Source organism: Kribbella sp. NPDC050820 (assembly GCF_040653975.1).
GTDB lineage: Bacteria > Actinomycetota > Actinomycetes > Propionibacteriales > Kribbellaceae > Kribbella.
On sequence record NZ_JBFAHB010000062.1, the window covers coordinates 1 to 14,552 of the forward strand.

The window sequence follows — 14,552 nt, forward strand, 5'->3', positions numbered from 1 at the left end:
TTGGACGGCACCTGACGCGACGGGTACCGCTCAGGCACCCTTCGTACTCTTGCCCCGGTTTCGCGCATGCCAAAAGCCCGCTTGCCGGCCGGCAAGCGGGCTGCTCTGGTTGGCGGTCAGCCGCAGGCGTAGACGACGGGGACGAGCTCGCCGGAGCTGACGTCGTACCCGGCGGCCGTCCACCGGGTGTTGCGCTCGAAGATGTGCTCCAGGAGGGTGCCCTGGGGGAACGTGATCTTCGTGCCGTCGCTCTTGATGATCACCGACGGGTAGTCGCCGAGTGGGCCGAAGCGGCCTTCGGTGACAGCGTCGCGGGAGCGGTTGAGGTCGACCACTCTGTCCTCGAGCTGCACGATGCTGGTGTTGCCGGTGTTCCACAGCAGGCCGGTGACGTCGTCGATGTCGGTGTCGCCGCCGGCGATCCAACTGCCTTGGATGTCACGTGCCCAAACGCCGGTGTCGTTGATGCCGGGCAGCCGTGCGGGCTCGGCGCTCGACGACTTCCACAGGTAGCTCGTGTGCTGGCCGTCGGGAAGGTAGAGCCGTCCGACGATCAGGCCCTCGTCGGAGATGTCGTCCATGGCGTACAAGGTCTGGTCGCTCGGTACGGCGAGCCGCTGCGGCTGACCGCCCGCCGGCCAGACGAACGGGACGTGCTGCCCGAGGGCCTCGTCCCAGGTGGTGCCGAGGATGTCCTGGTGCTTGTTCATCCCGGTCAGCTGACTGATCTGCAGGGTTGTCGGCGCGAGGATCCGGTACGAGTTGGTCTTGACCGAGTAGATCCAGTGGTCGGTTCGCGTGAAGCTGCTGGTGGAGCCGAGGACGAGTCCACCCTCGATCACCGAGTACGCGAACGACTCGCCCTCCGGCTGTGACGCGAGCCAGCGCGGTACGCCGTTCACCCAGAGCACGGCCTGGCCGTGCATGCGACCCTCGCGGTTCGCCTCGCCAAGGATGTAGCGGCCGGACGGATCCGCCGTACGTGTACTTCCCCCAGACGAAATGGCCCCTTCCCCAAGGGGCACGCATGCGAGGTCAGACGCAGGTCCTCCGGAAGAAGTTCGAACTGGCATAGACCGCCAGGAACTCAGTCGGTGTTGACGGTGATCAGGACTTTGCCGACCGTGCTCTGCTCGACAGCGGCGTGTGCGGCGCTCGTGTCTTCGAGGCGGTAGTGGTGCAAGGGGAGTCCGGCGTCTTCGCCGACCCGGTACGCGCCGTCGGTGATCGCCTGGTTGATGTCAGCGGCGGCGCTCGCGATCCAGCCCCAGCCGACGGTGTACAGCAGGACGAACTGGTAGCGCACGTTCAGTCCCATGTTTCGCCGTACGTCGAGATCGACCGGCCGGCCGCCGTCGTTCGCGTAGATCGCGATCGTCCCACGGGTCCGCAGGACTGCCAGGTCCAGCTCGGAGTTGGCGCCGGCCGCGACCTCGACCACGAGGTCCACGCCGTCTGGGGCGACGGCCTTGATGCCTTCGATCGCGTCGGGGGAGCGGTAGTTGACGACGTGGTGCGCTCCGGCGGCAGTCGCGAGCCGCGCTTTGGCTTCCTGGCTGACGGTCGAGATCACGTTCGCACCGGCCCAGCGGGCGAGTTGGATCGCTGCATTGCCCACAGCACCGGCTCCGCCGGCGACAAGTACTGTCCGGCCTGTCAGCAGCCCGGGCGCCAGCCGGGCTGGACCATCTTCGCCGACCGTCAGTGCGCGATGGGCTGTGAGAGCGGGGATGCCCGTGCTGGCCCCGAGATCGAAGGACGCGCCCGGAGGCAGTGGGAAGACCCGGTCGGCCGGCAGGGCCGTGAACTCCTGCGCTGTGCCGCTGGCCGGACGACCGTCGCCGGCCAGGGTGACCCAGACGTGGTCGCCGACGCTCAGGCCGTCGACACCGGCGCCGAGTTGGTCGACCACTCCGGCGCCGTCGTGATTGGGGACCGTTGCCTCCGCCACGTCACCGCCACTTCGCGACTTCCAGTCCGTCGGGTTGACGCCGGAGACCATCACGCGGACGCGGACCTCGCCGTACCCGGGCTCTGGGATCGGCGCCTCGTCCAGCTCCAGTACGGACGGATCGCCGGCGCGCGTGTAGCGGATCCTTCTCATGCGATGGTCTCCTAGGTTGAATCAGCCGAAGGTGAAGGCATAAGCGCGGACGCCCGGCCTGGCGAAGGTGATCTCGAAGTTGCGATCGGCGACCACGTCCGGCTGGCGGAGGAGTTGGTACAGCCGCGGCCGGTCGAGGGTGCCATCGCCATGGGCGTCGACATCTGTGCCGTGAGCGGCGACCGGAGGCTGTCCGTCGATTCGCACCTGGAAGCCAATCGGGTCGCTCGACTCCAGCACCAAGTGGAGATCGCGGGCGTGGAATCGGCAGGAGAGACGGCCCTGAGGCTCGTTGAGCACCACGGACTCTCTGGTCATCGTCCAGTCACCTGACAACGCCCACTGGTTGAGCTGCAGGCGCTCGGGCGCGGCGTAGGTGTGCTGGCGGCCGAGTACGGCGCCGTCCTTCGACGCGAAGTTCTCGGTGCGCGCGAAGCCCAGGTAGTTCTCCGGTGACCAGAGGTTCTGCCAGTCCGCTTGGACTTCGACGCCGGTGCCTTGGGCCTCGACGGGGTCCGGGCCGAATCCGCCGGCGCCGGTCTCGGCGAGCAGGCGCTGGATGACCGCCTCCATCTCCTCGTAGCCGCCTTCGCCGAACTGGTGGTGGCGAATCGTCCCGTCGGCGTCGGCGACGTACGCGGCCGGCCAGTAGTGGTTCTCGAAGGCCGTCCAGATGGCGTAGTCGTTGTCCACCACGACCGGGTAGTCGACCCGAAGCTCGTCGATCGCCGGCCGGACGTTGCGGAGGTCCTGCTCGAAGCCGAACTCGGGGGTGTGAACGCCGACGACGACCAGCCCGTGGCCGCCGTACCTCTCGATCCAGGCCCGGAGATAGGGGAGCGTCCGCAACCAGTTGATGCAGGTGTAGGTCCAGAAGTCGACCAGTACGACGCGGCCGCGCAGCCCGGCCGCGGTGAGCGGGGGCGAGTTGATCCACTCGGTCGCTCGTCCGAGTGCCTCCAGCGGAGTACGGCGAGGTGCTCCCGCTCCCGTCGCGTTCACGACGATCCCCTCCCTCGGACACCTGAGTACCCACTGCCACACTCGCACAGAATTGATCGAATGTCGGACAGGTCTTGTGTGCGGGACTGCGGTCCGGACCATGGATGACATGGACAGGTCAGATGAGGAGCGTGCGATCGGAGAAGTGGTCGATCGCCTGGCCAAGCAGTTTCCGGGGGTGCCCGCAGCGGAAGTTGCGCAGGCCGTGAACCAGTCCCGCCCCGAGTTCGAAGAGGTCCCGATCCGGGACTTCGTGCCGCTGTTCGTGGAAAGGGGCGCCAAGGCGCGACTGCGCGAGCTGGCATAGTCACGATTCGTCCACGGCTCGGCCGAACCGCTTGTCTGCCGGCAGGTGGTTTGGCGACGCTTGCTCCCTCGGGTGGCTCGGACCGGAGAGGACCAGAGTGTCAGAGAGCGCGGAAGACTCCCTGCAGGACGCCAGCGCGGCGTTGCGGCGCGCGGTCGACGTACTGCGGCACCGTCCGGCCGACGAGGTCGCGGCGAAGGGGCTCGTGGCCGAGTTCCACGAGCTGCGAGCGCTGATGTCGACGATGGCCTTGTTGATGACGTCGTTCAGCCTGTCCCGCTACGCCCGGCTCATCCGCCCCCAGCGGCCGACGACCGCCGGCGTCCTCACGGAGGCCGACGCCGACCTGATCGCCGCCTCCGACCACCTCGACCAGGCCGCCGGCCGCCTCACCGCCGCCCGCCAGAAGCTGGACTCCCTGCACTGACGTCAGGTGATGCAGTGGACCGTGGCGGTCCGGACCGGGGATGTCGGTGGACTCTCAGATGCCGAGGCTCTTGCCGTCGGTGATCTGCGCGGCCGGCGGTGCCTTGGGTTCCTTGATCTGGTTGTACTCGCTGAAGGTGAAGGTCATGCGCTCGGAACGAGACTTGCCAGGCTGGTCCAGGCGGATGGGGCGGGCATTGGTGGCATCGACCCACAGTGTGTTTCCCTGGGCGTCCACGAGGCCGATGCACGGGATGCCTCCAACGGTCTTCGTCCCGGCCTTCCGTGACCCGACGGCGTGGTCGAACAGGTCGAAAAACAGGGCGGACTTGCGGACGAAGGTCGTCAGTTGGCCGAATTTCTCGTCGGTCAGCGCGACCTTGAGCCATTTGCCGCGCATCATCTCGATGACCATGTCGGCCTCTTTCTTCGGCTTGGTGTTCTGCCGCCAGTAGGCGTCGCTGGCCTGCAGGTAGACGGTTCTGCCGATGATGCGAATCTTGAGCCGTGCGCCGTTGATGGTGAGAGTGCCGGAAGCGGCGGTCCTGGTGAGTCCGAGATCGAACGTCAACGGCCTGCCGTCGTCAGTCGTCATCGTGGCTCGGACCCGTACGCCGACGGCCGCTTCGGCCGCGGACTCCGCCTTTTCGGCTAGCTGATCGGCCGTCAGAGCGTCGAGTCTCGTGGCCGGCTTCGACGGAGTCGCGGAGGTCGATGGTCCGGCCTTGCCCGCAATGGTGGGCGGCGTACCTGTGGGCTGAGATTCGCTGCAACCTGCGACGAGGACGGTCATCAGGACCGACGTGGTGATCAAACGTCTGCTGAACATGGCAATTCCCCCCTGCTGAGGCGCCGGGTCGCGCCTCTTATCACGCACGATGAGCCGCGCGCTGAAATAGTTGCCCGATTGTGCGTTGCCCTTCTGCAAATGCGACGGTGCGATCAGGAAAGCAATTTCCGGTCGCGCCGCGTGCTGGACCGGGCACTGGAAATGATCACCGAGGATCTATAACCGCGACGCCCTGGAAGGCATCTAGGTGGGTATATCCGAAGGGGGGAACATCATGAAGACGTTCCGCAGACCGATCCGAACCGCGCTCGCCGTCCTGGCCGTCGCCGCCGTCCCGGTGGGCGCGGTCGGTGTGCCGAGCTTCGCCGGGACCGCCGCAAGCGGGGCTGCGGCGAGCGAGGCCGCCGCCGGTGGATGCCGGGTCCATCGTCTCCCGCAGCCGGCGCTGCCCGGGGACAGTGTCGTGACGGGCGGCGATCCGTCTGGCCGGTACCTGATCGGCGCGCGATGGACCACGCCCGAGGAGGGGACCCCGCTGCTGTGGATCGACCGGCGGCTCCGTGAGCTGCGGACGCCGTACGAGCGGGCGCTGATCAAGGACGTGAACGCGTCGGGTGTGTTGGTCGGGGCCGGGTCGCGCGGTGCTTGGCGATACCAGGATGGACGGTTCACCACCCTGGCGAGCCTGCGTCCCGGTTACGTGACCGACGCGGTGGCGATCAACGCCCGTGGCGACATCCTGGGGATCTCGCATGATCCCGCCACCTTCGAGGCCCATGTCTTGGTTTGGCCGGCTGGGCAGCCGGACAGGCCGCGGGAGCTGACCCCGCCGCCCGGTGCGAGCTCCGATCACCTGTACGCCGTGGACATCGACGACGACGGGACCGTGGTCGGGGGCTCGTACTCCCCGATGACGGTGGGCTACATCTGGCCGCGCGGGGGCGCTGCCCGGGTGCTTCACGGGCCGGCCGACGAGCCGCACGTGTACACCTGGAAGATTCGCGGCGGATGGATCGCCGGCGGCCTGATCGGCGCTGACGGCGAGATCCCGGCCGCCTGGCGGTCCCGTGGACGAGCGGCCAACGTGCTCGGCGTCGTAGGTCGCGCGCGGGCGGTCAACCGGCACGGTGACCTGGCGGTGTCCGGAGCCGAGCTCCCGGCCGCCATCGCCCACCATGGCGGCCGGATCGTCCCGCTGCCCGGCGTCGACGGGCCTGATCGCGGCGCGGTGGTCACACTCAGCGACCGTGGTGTTGCGGCCGGCTGGCTCATCGACGGCCCACGCGCCCGTCCGGTGCTCTGGCTGGGCTGCTGAGCTCCTTCAGGCTGCCAGTGGCAACCACCCCGGCGCGCTCGCCGCCGGGGTGGTTGCTACAAGCAGCGTCATTCGACCGTCCGTACGATTACCGCTCCGTAAAGTGAATAACTCGCGCTTGTCCGTGCATTCCTGGCAGCATTCCCTTCGCAGGGCCGACCGAGCAACCGGGGAGCTTGCCACGATGTCACGGGCCAGACGAGCGTTACCGCACGGGAACGGCTGGAGCGGCGGGCTTTTGCTCGCGGCGGGATTTGTCGGAGCCGCCGTCGTGGTCGTGGTCGTGGGCGCACAGCTTCAGGCTGGTGGTGAACCAGGAACTGGTCCGCCGCCTTCGACCTTCCTGCCGGGAACCGTGTCGTCGGCTTCCGGGACGCTTCCGGCGTCCGATGAGACCGGTCCGGCCGGTGCCTGTGCGACCCAGGTTGCCGCTGCTGAAGCGGTGGTGACATCCGCGCGAATTGCGGCCGGGCACTGGCGGGAGCATGTCCAGGCCCGTACGGATCTCATGGCCGGGAAGAACACCGAAGAGACGACCAAAGCGATCTGGAAGCGGACTCGGCTTGCCGGGCCGGCTGATGTCGCTCAACTTGCCACGGTCACGGCCACGTACGACAAGGTCGTCCGGGGGTGCGAGGGACTGACCAGCCCGGAGGCGGTCGCCTGCGCCCAACGGCTGACCACGCTCCAGGCCGCCGCGGCCAGCGGACGAGCTGCGGCCGGCGACTGGGCCGCTCATCTCGAGATGATGAGAGCCCACGCGGACGGCGACTTCGGCGCCGAACATGCTCAGGAAATGTGGGTCACGGCCTGGGAGAACGCGGCGAGAAACCTCAACGCGTTCGCGCGGGCCGACGCGGCCTTGGCAAGCGCTCCGGCCTGCCCGCCGTGACGAGCCGCTGAAGGACAGCGCGGTGTCGTGCCATCATCGAACGATGGACGTTGCGGTGATCAACCAATTGGCTGCCGACCTGCTGGTGAAGGCAGGGTCTGCCGACAGCGGGCGCAGTTCGGTGACTGTCTACAGCAGGTCCGGCGCGCGGCTCCGGCAAACGCTCATGGCGCTGGCCGCGGGCCGGATGATGGGCGAGCACAAGAGTCCCGGGGACGCTTCGCTGCTCTGCCTGCAGGGTCGCGTGCTGGTCCACGCCGGCGAGGCGGAGGTCGAACTCGGTCCGGGTGGCCTGGTCGCCGTACCTCCGCAACGTCACGACATCGAAGCCCTGGAGCCGTCCGTCCTCTTGCTGTCGGTTGCCTTGCACTGACGGCGGGCGGTGTCGCGGAAGGCGGGCAGGGCGGGATTGGTGTTGTCCGCGGACCAGGCGAGTTGCAGGGTGAGCTCGTGGCCGGTGATGGGGACGAAGCGGACGCCGGCCATTGACACCGCTGCGTAGGAGGAGGCGACGGCGGTGACGCCGAGGCCCGCCGCGACGAGGCCGAGTGCGGAGATTCCGCTGGCCTCTTGGACGATGTCCGGGCTGAACCCGGCTGCGCGGCAGGCCGCGATGAACTCGTCGTACGCGAAGACGGACCGGTGCCGCGGGAAGAACACGAACGGCTCGCCGGCGAGCTCGGACAGGGCGATCCGGTCACGGTCGGCCAGTCGGTGATCCAGCGGTACGCCGGCCAGAAGCGGCTCGGTGAGCAGTGTCTCGAGATGTATGCCTGGCGGTGCCGCGGAGGCACGTACGAACCCGGCATCTATGCGCCCGGCGGTGAGCGCCGCCAGTTGTTCGTCGTCGAAGCTCTCGCTGATCCGGAAGCCGATCTCGGGGTGCGCGTTCCGGTGTGCCCGGATGATCGCGGGCAGCAGTGCCGGTGCGACCGACGGAAGGATCGCGACAGTCAGCTCGCCCCAGTCGCCTTCGGCAGCGAGCCGGGCCAGCCGTACGGCGCGATCGGACTCGGTCAGCGCCCGGCGAGCCTGCTCGAGCACTGCTTGACCGGCCCGGCTGAGCGCGACCCGCCGACTGGTGCGGTCGAACAGCCGGACCCCGAGGATCCGTTCGAGGTCGCGGATCTGCCGGGACAGCGCCGGCTGGGTGACGCGCAGGCGCTCTGCGGCGCGGCCGTAGTGGAGTTCGTCCGCCACTGTGGCGAACGACCGCCACAAGCGGGCATCCACATCCATGCAGCCACGTTATCAATCACGAACCAATAGGCCTTGGACATCATCGATGGATCCCGGTTGGCTGGAACCCATGACATCAGACACCCGCAGGCTGATCGCCGATCCGGAGGCCCAGACGGCGATCTGGTTCCTGGGCGTGCTGTCCCAGGTGCGCGTGAGCGGCGAACAGACCGGCGGAGCCTTCTCGCTGACCGACAACCTGGCCCGGCGCGGGGACGCCAGCCCGGTCCATGTCCACGAACGTGACGACGAGATGTTCCTCGTGCTCGATGGTGAGCTGCGGGTCCTCGTCGGCGATTCCGAGCACACGGCAGGTCCTGGCACCGCCGCTGTGCTGCCGAGACGCGTGAGCCACGCGTACGTCGTCACCTCGTCGACAGCACGGTTCCTGTCCCTCCACACGCCCGCCGGGTTCGAGCAATTCGCCGCTGAGGTCGGCCGGCCCGCTCCGGCGCTCACGCTGCCGCCCGAGCCCGTGCAGCGGCCGGACTTCGCCGTACTCGCGAAGACGGCTGCTCGGCACGGCATCGCCCTGCTGGGTCCGCCACCTCGGCCGTCCTGGTAACTGCGCTCACCAATATCGGCGAACGCCAGGAACAACCGCGCCCCGATCCACCGCCTATCGGCAACACCTGTGCGCTGCGGGGGTATTCGCGGGGGCTGTCGTTTGTTGGGTGTGGGGGCGGGTACCGCATGGGCAAATCAGCGGCGTAGAACGACGCACATCGCCGCCCGTGATCCGCTGGGGAGATCCGCCGGGCTGATCGAAGGGAAGCGGAACGATGGATCTCACCCAGTCGTGGAACGACGCGGTCGGCGCAGTGATCAACTTCTTGCCGAAGTTCGCCCTGTTCCTGGTCATCCTCCTGATCGGATGGCTAATTGCCAAGGCGCTGCGCAAGGTCGTCGAGGTGGTGCTCACCCGGGTCGGCTTCGACCGAGCGGTCGAACGTGGCGGCGTGGGCCGGGCGCTCGCGCAGTCGAAGTACGACGCCAGTGGCCTGATCGCGGCGCTGGTCTACTACGCGGTCCTGCTGATCGCTCTGCAGTTCGCCTTCGGCGTCTTCGGTCCGAACCCGGTCAGCGACCTGCTCGCAGCGATCGTCGGATGGCTGCCGCGGGCGGTCGTCGCGATCGTGATCGTCGTGGTCGCCGCCGCGGTCGCCAACGCGCTGCGCGACCTCGTCGGCAGCGCACTGTCGGCCCTGAGCTACGGGCAACTGGTGGCGAAAGCGGTTCAGATCTTCGTCATCGCGCTGGGAATCATCGCGGCCCTCAACCAGATCGGTGTGGCCACCACGGTGACGACGCCGGTCCTGATCGCGGTCCTGGCCACCGTCGGTGGCGTCATCGTCGTCGGCATGGGCGGCGGGCTGGTACGCCCGATGCAGCAACGGTGGGAACGCTGGCTGAACCGTGCCGAGCAGGACTTCCCGAACGCGCGCGCCCGCGACGAGGCCTACCAGCGCGGACGTGAGGACGCCGAGCGCAGCCAGTACCCGCGCGAGCCGAGTGAGCCGAGTGAGCCGTCGGCCGGGATGAGCGTCGGACTCGAAGGCGAACGACCCCGGCCGTCCACGAACCCGCCGCCGACATCGCGGGGAATCTGATCAGCGCGGCGCGGACGCCATACTCACCGCGGCCAGCAGCCGGATCGTCACCCAGTCCAGGGTGGTCCCGCCTGTCCAGCCACGCTCGACCGCGACGTCGTGTACGCCGTTGGCGTACGCAGCCAACTCGACCGGGCCGGAGCGGCCCGCGGTGAGTCCGAGGATGTCGCGGATCGCGGCCGCATGCTGGTCGATGGCGGCTTGAAGCGCCGGCGCGAAGGGGCTCAGTTCCGGCATGATCCGGTCGCGCAGCGCGGCCAGTTCTCGTCTGGCTCTGGCATCCTGCAAAGCCCGCACCCAAGTCACCCCAGCAGGCTACGGATCCACTCCCGCGCCCGGGAAGCCGTGTTCGGCTGACTGGCTCCCCGGACGCTGTGTTGCCCGTTATCCGGTCAATTCTGCGGGCCTCGATCCCAACGAGGTCAGGACAGGGTGATCAGGCGGGAGCCGTGGGCTGGGACTGACTTGGCGGTCCAGGACTTGTTGTGCCTGCCCAGATCGCGGTGGTCGACCAGGTCGCGGACCTTCTTGCTGCCGTGTACGGCGAGTTGCTGCCAGGAGACCGTGATGTCGGCGGGCTGGTCTCCGAGGTTGTAGACGGCGACGGCAAGGCGGCCGTCGGGCAGGCGCTTCTTCCAGACCTGCAGGGTTCCGGCGGTGACCTGGGTGGGGATCACGCCGGCCTGGTCGACGGCGATCACTTCGCGGTTGGTGAGGATCGAGACGGCCTTGTCGTCGATGTTCGAGAGGTCGCCGCCGACGTACAGGGGTGAGGAGGCCATCGACCAGAACGTCATCACGCTCTGCCGTTCCACGTCGGTGATGCCGTCCTGGATCCCGGCGCCGGTGTTGTTGTTGATCGGCATCGAGTCGAGGTCCGGCCAGTAGTTCGGCTCGACCACGTCGAGCCACTTCGGCAGGTCCTCCCACCGGTTGTCGACCGAGCTCGTCCAGGTCGACACGGTGTTGCAGTAGCACTCGACGTCGGTGTCGACGCGGACGCTGTTCGCCCACGGCCGCAGGCCCTCGCCGGCCTCGCGCGGAATCGGCCAGGCGCTCGCGGTCAGCCACATCTTGCGGCCGCTCTGGTCGATCGCCTTCGACCAGGCCTCGATGTCGGGGATGTTGTCGGTGGTGACGCCGTCGACCTTGACGAAGTCGACACCCCAGGACGCGAACCGGTCCGCGATCGAGTCGAAGTACGCCTGCGCGCACGGTTTGGTGAAGTCGATCTTCCAGTCGCCGCCCCACATGTTGGTCGGCGTCAGTGGCATCACGGTGATGTCCTGGGTCGTGCAGTCGGTGCCGACGATCGGGGCGTTCTTGTCGTAGATCGCCTTCTGCAGGCCGGCGCCGCCGTACAGACCGAGCTTGAGGCCCTTGCCGTGGACGTACCGGGCCAGGCTGGCGATGCCGTTCGGGAACCGCTCGGGGTCGGCCTCGGGGATGCCGTTGGCGTCCGTGCGGAACTGCCACTCCCAGTTGGCATTCCAGCCCGCGTCGAGGTTCACGTTGGTATACCCGACCCGCTTCAGGTTCGCCGCCATCGAGTCGGCGGTCGCCTTGATGTGCTCCTCGTTGAGCCACTTCGTGCCGTAGTCGGGATGAGTCGACGACTGCACACTCCAGCTGCTCCACCCCATGAACGGCTTCACACTGAAGTCACTCTTGGCCTGCGCCGGCACCACCCCGGCAGTCAGAGCCAGTGGTACGGCGGTCACCAGGGCAAGCACACGGCGGACGAGACGAACGGTGATCATGACGGGGCACCTTCCGTAGCGGGGCGTGCCCGGTACCGTACGGCGGGTTAATTCACCCCGTCAAGTATCAGTCCGTCCTACCGGTGCCACTGCCGGAGTCAGGAACTCGACGGCACGGTCGGTCCACCCGGCGCGCGGCGACCCGAATCTGAGGACCTCCGCGAGATAGCTGCCGACCAGCATGCCGAGCACCGTGTCGGGATCGACGCTCTCGCGGAGCCGGCCTGTGCTGATGTCGAGGTTCATCAGGTCGGCGAGTGCGCCCATCCGGGTCGCCAGACGTGCGCGTACGGCGGCGGTGAACACCGGATCGCTGTCGGCGATGACGGCCGCGGCGCCACCCGGACCGAGCCGGTTCTCCAGGATGTCGCTGATCCGGTCCAGGACCCAGCGCAGCTTCTCGGCGACCGGGAGGTCGGGCGCCAGGGGAGCCGGGTCGATGAGGTGTTCGAGGACGGTGGTCATCAGCTCGTCCCGGCTGCGGTACCGGCGGTAGATCGTCGTACGGGCGACACCGGATCGAGCCGCTGTGGCGTCGATGTTGACCGCGGCCGGCCCCTTCTCCTTCAGCAGCTCCATTGCCGCTTCGATGATGCGCTGGTCGGTCGACTCGAGCCGGGGCCGGCCGCGGTTGGAGCTGCTGTGAGGCATGGGGCCCAGTCTGCCGGGAATAGATCCGCATCCATTTACGCTACATCATCTGTAGCGTAAATCTTTCGTGCAAGAGGAGGAACATCATGATCGGCAGTAACCTCCGCGGCTCCATCGGGAGCGTGCCGGAGCGTGGCATCCCGGACGAGGTCGACGTGGCAGTCGTCGGTTCCGGCGGAGCCGGGTTGATGGCGGCGCTGGCCGCCGCGAAGGAGGGAGCGCGGGTTCTCGTCGTGGAGTCACGGGAGATCGTCGGTGGCGCCACCGGGATCTCTGCGGGCGCGGCGTGGATCCCCAGCCACGGCTTCTCGACCGGCGACCTGCAGGTCGACGACGACCTCGACCAGGCTCGGCGTTATCTCTACGGCGAGGGCCGGGACAAGGTTCTCGACCACGACCTGGTGGAGCAGTTCCTGCAGACAGGGCCGCAGGTCGCCCGGTTCATCGAAGAGCACACCTCCTTCGGGTGGATCCCGGCGATCTGGCCGGACTACCGCTCCGACATCGACGGCGCGTCGGTCGGCCGGGCCCTCTTTCCCGGCCCCTACTCGCCCGAAGGTCTGGGTGAGGCTGCGAAGTTCGTGCGGCCGGCCCTGACGACGGGCATGGCCAAGAATCCGCTCCCGTTCTGGTTGCTGGGTGGGATCGGCAGCGAGGACGTCTGGCTCGCCGGGCCGGCGTTGGTCGGAGCCCTGCTCGAGGCAGGCCTGCGCAACGGTGTCGACGTACGCGTGGAGGCTCCTGTGGTGCGGCTCGTCACAGACGAATCGGGGGTGCGGGGCGTGGTGGTCCGAGTCGATAGCGTCGAGCACACGGTGCGTGCCACCAAGGGGGTCGTGCTGGCCAGCGGCGGGTTCGAGAGCTCGCCCGAGGTCACCGGAACCTACCTCGGCGCGCCTTTCGGCGTTCAGGTCTCGCCAAAGGGTCATGACGGCATTGCGATGCAGTTGGCTGAGGAGGTCGGCGCTGATCTGACCGGGGTGGAGGACGCCTGGTGGATGCCCGGGGTGCAGTTGCCCGGCGAAGAACTGGAGGGCCGCCCACTCAGTCGGGTGTTCCTGGGGGAGCGGGCGCTGCCGCACAGCATCATGGTGAACCGCAAGGGCGACCGCTTCGCCAACGAGGCCCTTCCGTACGACCAGCTCGGGAAGATCATGCGAGCGGTCGACCCGGAGACGGGCGCCATGCCGAACGCCACGGCCTGGCTGATCTTCGACCAGAACTACTGGACGAAGTTCGGGATCTTCGGCATCACCCCGGGCGGAGACGTGCCCGACTACCTCCATCGCGCCGACACGCTGTCCGAGTTGGCAACCGAGATCGGGGTCGATGAGGTGGGGCTGCTCCGCACCGTCGACCAGTTCAACCCGCAGGCCGCACGCGCTCGCGACCCGCAGTTCAACCGCGGTGGCACGCTGTTCGACCGTTACTTCGGCGCCTTCTATCCCCGGCTGGGCAAGAACTCGCCGGACGCACGGTTCCCCGCTGCCACCGCAAAGGCCCGGCTGGCCATCGCGGCACTCATCGGGCCGGTTGTCAGCAAGCTCGCGGGACGGGTGGCGAAGAACAACGACCCTGAACGCGTGCGTTCCCTCGTGGTCGGGCCGCTGGCGAAGATCATCCGGCGCGTACTGAAGAGTCCGAAGTCGAGCGTGCTGGGACCGGTCGACACCGCCCCGTACTACGCGCTCAAGGTCGAAGCCAGTGCGCTCGGCACCGTGGGTGGTCCGAAGACCGACGCGCTCGGGCGCGCGCTGAACACCGAGGGCGAGGCCATTCCGGGCCTGTACGCCGCCGGCAACGCAGGAGGCGCACCCACGAAGGGGTTCTACGGCGGAGCTGGAGGCACCATCTCGCTCGGGCTGGTCTTCGGCTACCTGGCGGGACGCGAAGCAGCGCAGCAGAGGAGCACGCGATGAGTGCGATCGACCTGGTGATGCTGGCCGTGATCGGGGTGCTGACACCCATCATCTGCTTCGGCGGCATCGGCTTGGCCTACCGAACGCAGCAGCGCGCCCCGACCAAGAAGCCCCGCAAGACGCCGGCGAGAAGATCTCCGGGACCGGCGGCTTCGCCCTCGTCTGATCGGTCCCCATGATGAGGGCTGCAGGGGTCGGGTATGTAGGGCCGATGTGCCCTATTGCGGCGGCGCTTGTTGGGGGCACTGTGAAGACGTGGCTGGGAAGAGATGGGACGAGCTGAGTCCCAGGATGCGCCGCGTCGTCATCGCCGCGGGTGCGTTTGACAGTGTGTTGAAGATCGCCGCGCTGGCCGATCTGGCACGGCGGTCGCCTGCCGAGGTGCGGGGGTCGAAGGTGCGCTGGGCGGTCGCGATCACGTTGACCAACTCGGTCGGCGCGGTGCCGATCGCCTACTTCACCTACGGCCGCCGCCGCTCGTTCCCTCAGGTCCATCGGTAGCAGGGAGGTGAGACGCCGTGACCACCAGAACAGAGA

General features: G+C 68.1%; 18 protein-coding genes. 10 read left to right on the forward strand and 8 right to left on the reverse strand.

The features are described 5' to 3' along the window. Positions 1-116 precede the first annotated feature (116 nt). The 3 genes from AB0H36_RS36220 to AB0H36_RS36230 form a co-directional block, all read right to left on the reverse strand. Positions 117-926, reverse strand: a complete 810-nt coding sequence (locus AB0H36_RS36220; RefSeq protein ID WP_360534366.1) for a hypothetical protein — start codon at positions 924-926, stop codon at positions 117-119. Positions 927-1,087: 161 nt separating this feature from the next. After that, positions 1,088-2,104, reverse strand: coding sequence for an NADPH:quinone reductase (locus AB0H36_RS36225; protein ID WP_360534368.1), 1,017 nt, complete (start codon positions 2,102-2,104; stop codon positions 1,088-1,090). A gap of 21 nt (positions 2,105-2,125) precedes the next feature. Continuing rightward, positions 2,126-3,106 (reverse strand): redoxin domain-containing protein, encoded by a 981-nt coding sequence (locus AB0H36_RS36230; RefSeq protein WP_360534370.1) that lies wholly within the window; start codon positions 3,104-3,106, stop codon positions 2,126-2,128. Between the two features lie 109 nt (positions 3,107-3,215). Here AB0H36_RS36230 and AB0H36_RS36235 point away from each other — a divergent pair, with 109 nt between their 5' ends. Then, entirely contained in the window at positions 3,216-3,413 is a 198-nt protein-coding gene (locus AB0H36_RS36235; RefSeq protein WP_360534372.1) for a three-helix bundle dimerization domain-containing protein, read from the forward strand. Between the two features lie 97 nt (positions 3,414-3,510). Continuing rightward, positions 3,511-3,840: a hypothetical protein gene (locus tag AB0H36_RS36240; RefSeq protein WP_360534374.1), complete on the forward strand. Its 330-nt coding sequence runs from the start codon at positions 3,511-3,513 to the stop codon at positions 3,838-3,840. 54 nt (positions 3,841-3,894) lie between these two features. Here AB0H36_RS36240 and AB0H36_RS36245 read toward each other — a convergent pair whose 3' ends face one another. Beyond that, entirely contained in the window at positions 3,895-4,767 is an 873-nt protein-coding gene (locus tag AB0H36_RS36245; protein WP_360534376.1) for a hypothetical protein, read from the reverse strand. Between the two features lie 136 nt (positions 4,768-4,903). Between AB0H36_RS36245 and AB0H36_RS36250 the strand changes: the two genes are divergently transcribed. The 3 genes from AB0H36_RS36250 (at position 4,904) to AB0H36_RS36260 (ending at position 7,209) form a co-directional block, all read left to right on the forward strand. Beyond that, positions 4,904-5,944, forward strand: a complete 1,041-nt coding sequence (locus tag AB0H36_RS36250; protein WP_360534378.1) for a hypothetical protein — start codon at positions 4,904-4,906, stop codon at positions 5,942-5,944. 445 nt (positions 5,945-6,389) lie between these two features. Beyond that, positions 6,390-6,836 (forward strand): hypothetical protein, encoded by a 447-nt coding sequence (locus AB0H36_RS36255; protein ID WP_360534380.1) that lies wholly within the window; start codon positions 6,390-6,392, stop codon positions 6,834-6,836. Positions 6,837-6,879: 43 nt separating this feature from the next. Then, positions 6,880-7,209 (forward strand): cupin domain-containing protein, encoded by a 330-nt coding sequence (locus AB0H36_RS36260; RefSeq protein WP_360534382.1) that lies wholly within the window; start codon positions 6,880-6,882, stop codon positions 7,207-7,209. Here AB0H36_RS36260 and AB0H36_RS36265 read toward each other — a convergent pair. Next, positions 7,152-8,075: a LysR substrate-binding domain-containing protein gene (locus tag AB0H36_RS36265; protein WP_360534384.1), complete on the reverse strand. Its 924-nt coding sequence runs from the start codon at positions 8,073-8,075 to the stop codon at positions 7,152-7,154. The genes AB0H36_RS36260 and AB0H36_RS36265 overlap by 58 nt on opposite strands. 70 nt (positions 8,076-8,145) lie before the next feature. Between AB0H36_RS36265 and AB0H36_RS36270 the strand changes: the two genes are divergently transcribed. Both AB0H36_RS36270 and AB0H36_RS36275 read left to right on the forward strand, forming a co-directional pair. Next, a complete protein-coding gene (locus AB0H36_RS36270; protein ID WP_360534386.1) occupies positions 8,146-8,640 on the forward strand; it encodes a cupin domain-containing protein in 495 nt (164 codons plus the stop codon). Positions 8,641-8,857: 217 nt separating this feature from the next. Next, entirely contained in the window at positions 8,858-9,685 is an 828-nt protein-coding gene (locus AB0H36_RS36275; RefSeq protein WP_360534388.1) for a hypothetical protein, read from the forward strand. On the opposite strand, the gene AB0H36_RS36280 is transcribed toward AB0H36_RS36275, so the two are convergent. The 3 genes from AB0H36_RS36280 to AB0H36_RS36290 form a co-directional block, all read right to left on the reverse strand. Next, positions 9,686-9,991 (reverse strand): DUF6401 family natural product biosynthesis protein, encoded by a 306-nt coding sequence (locus AB0H36_RS36280; RefSeq protein WP_360534390.1) that lies wholly within the window; start codon positions 9,989-9,991, stop codon positions 9,686-9,688. A gap of 116 nt (positions 9,992-10,107) precedes the next feature. Next, positions 10,108-11,445: a glycoside hydrolase family 27 protein gene (locus tag AB0H36_RS36285; protein WP_360534392.1), complete on the reverse strand. Its 1,338-nt coding sequence runs from the start codon at positions 11,443-11,445 to the stop codon at positions 10,108-10,110. Positions 11,446-11,505: 60 nt separating this feature from the next. Next, the gene (locus AB0H36_RS36290; RefSeq protein WP_360534394.1) at positions 11,506-12,096 is read right to left on the reverse strand and encodes a helix-turn-helix domain-containing protein; all 591 of its coding nucleotides are present in this window, start codon (positions 12,094-12,096) and stop codon (positions 11,506-11,508) included. An 86-nt stretch (positions 12,097-12,182) separates the two neighbouring features. On the opposite strand from AB0H36_RS36290, the gene AB0H36_RS36295 reads away from it, so the two are divergent. The 3 genes from AB0H36_RS36295 to AB0H36_RS36305 all read left to right on the forward strand — a co-directional run bounded on the left by AB0H36_RS36295 (position 12,183) and on the right by AB0H36_RS36305 (position 14,516). Further along, a complete protein-coding gene (locus AB0H36_RS36295; RefSeq protein WP_360534396.1) occupies positions 12,183-14,015 on the forward strand; it encodes an FAD-dependent oxidoreductase in 1,833 nt (610 codons plus the stop codon). Then, entirely contained in the window at positions 14,012-14,194 is a 183-nt protein-coding gene (locus tag AB0H36_RS36300) for a hypothetical protein (protein ID WP_360534398.1), read from the forward strand. The genes AB0H36_RS36295 and AB0H36_RS36300 overlap by 4 nt, the downstream gene beginning before the upstream one ends. 76 nt (positions 14,195-14,270) lie before the next feature. Further along, positions 14,271-14,516, forward strand: coding sequence for a hypothetical protein (locus AB0H36_RS36305; protein ID WP_360534400.1), 246 nt, complete (start codon positions 14,271-14,273; stop codon positions 14,514-14,516). The last annotated feature ends 36 nt before the right edge of the window (positions 14,517-14,552 follow it).